Origin of the sequence: Nonomuraea fuscirosea (assembly GCF_003001935.1) — a bacterium.
Lineage (GTDB): Bacteria > Actinomycetota > Actinomycetes > Streptosporangiales > Streptosporangiaceae > Nonomuraea > Nonomuraea fuscirosea.
The window spans coordinates 1-1,434 of record NZ_PVNG01000085.1 but is presented as its reverse complement, the minus strand read 5'-3'; the positions used below and the strand labels follow the sequence as shown (position 1 = coordinate 1,434).

Genomic DNA, 1,434 nt, shown 5'->3' with positions numbered 1-1,434 from the left:
GAGCAATAGTCAAGACCTGTGGATCATGAGTTCCTAGGCGGCTGTGGGGACGGGTGATCCTGTTGGGCGTTCGATGAGCTTGCCGTCGATGAATGTGGCTCCGGCGCGGACCAGGGCGACCAGGTGGGCGCCGTTGACCGCGCGCCAGCGCCGCTGGGCGGATTCGATCAGTTTGAAGGCCATGGCCAGGCCGGCGGCGCGGGAGCCGGGGCCCTTGGTGACCTTGGTGCGGTGCCGGACGGTGGCGAACGTGGACTCGATCGGGTTGGTGGTGCGCAGATGCCGCCAGTGCTCGGCCGGGTAGTTGTAGAAGGCCAGCAACTCTTCGACATCGTCGGTGATCTTGGCGACAGCTTTGGGGAACTTGGCGCCGTAGGCGGCCTCGAAGGCGGTGACCGCGGCCAGCGCGTGGTCCTTGCCCTCGGCGTTCCAGATCTGCGCGAGGGCCTTCTTCGCGCCGGGGTGGGCCGACTTCGGCAGCGACCCGAGCACGTTGGCGATCTTGTGAAACCAGCACCTCTGAGCCCTGGCCTGTGGAAACACCTCGGCCAGCGCGGACCAGAAGCCGAGCGCGCCGTCGCCGATGGCGAGCACCGGGGCGCGCATTCCGCGCCGGGCGCAGTCGCGCAGCAGGTCGGCCCACGACTCGGTGGATTCGCGGTAGCCGTCGGTGAGGGCGATGAGTTCCTTGCGGCCGTCGGCGCGCACGCCGATCAGGACCAGCAGGCAGAGTTTGTGCTCCTTCAGGCGGATGTTGACGTGGATGCCATCAGCCCACAAGTAGACGTAGTCGACGCCGGACAGGTCGCGTGCGGCGAACGCCCGCTGCTCGGTCTTCCACTGCTCGGTGAGCTTGGTGATGACCGGCGCCGACAGGCCGTGGCCGGTGCCGAGGAACTGGCCCAGCGCCGGGACGAAGTCGCCGGTGGACAGGCCATGTAGGTAGAGCAAAGGGAGCACCTCGGTGATGGCCGGGCTCTTGCGGCACCAGGGCGGCAGGATGGCGGAGGAGAAGCGGCGCCGCTCGCCGGTGGCCTCGTCGATGCGCTTGTCGTTGACGCGTGGGGCGCGGACCTCGATCGCGCCGGCGCTGGTCAGCACCTGCCGAGGCTGGTGGTGGCCGTTGCGGACGACCAGGCGCTGCCCGGTCTCGTCGCGTTCGTCGGCGAAGGCGGCGATGTAGGCGTCTACCTCGGCTTTGAGCGCTTCGGCGAGCATCCGGCGGGCGCCTTCGCGGACCAGCTCGTCGATCAGCGCGGGTGAGGAGCCGCAGGTGGACGCGTTACGGTCGCCGTCGGCGGGGTCAGGGACTACGGTGAGCACGGGTGTGCCTTCCCGACCGACGTTGGCGCGTCGGTCATGTCTTGAGGACTCACATGATCATCGGGAAGGTACACCCCTTCCCGACCGATCCACAGGTCTCAAGCATTGCTC

The 1,434-nt window shown here is 68.2% G+C and carries 1 protein-coding gene; it reads right to left on the bottom strand.

Features of this window, described 5'->3' with window-relative positions; genetic code table 11:
* Positions 1-33 precede the first annotated feature (33 nt).
* The gene (locus B0I32_RS56195; protein WP_106253696.1) at positions 34-1,323 is read right to left on the bottom strand and encodes an IS256 family transposase; all 1,290 of its coding nucleotides are present in this window, start codon (positions 1,321-1,323) and stop codon (positions 34-36) included.
* Positions 1,324-1,434 lie beyond the last annotated feature (111 nt).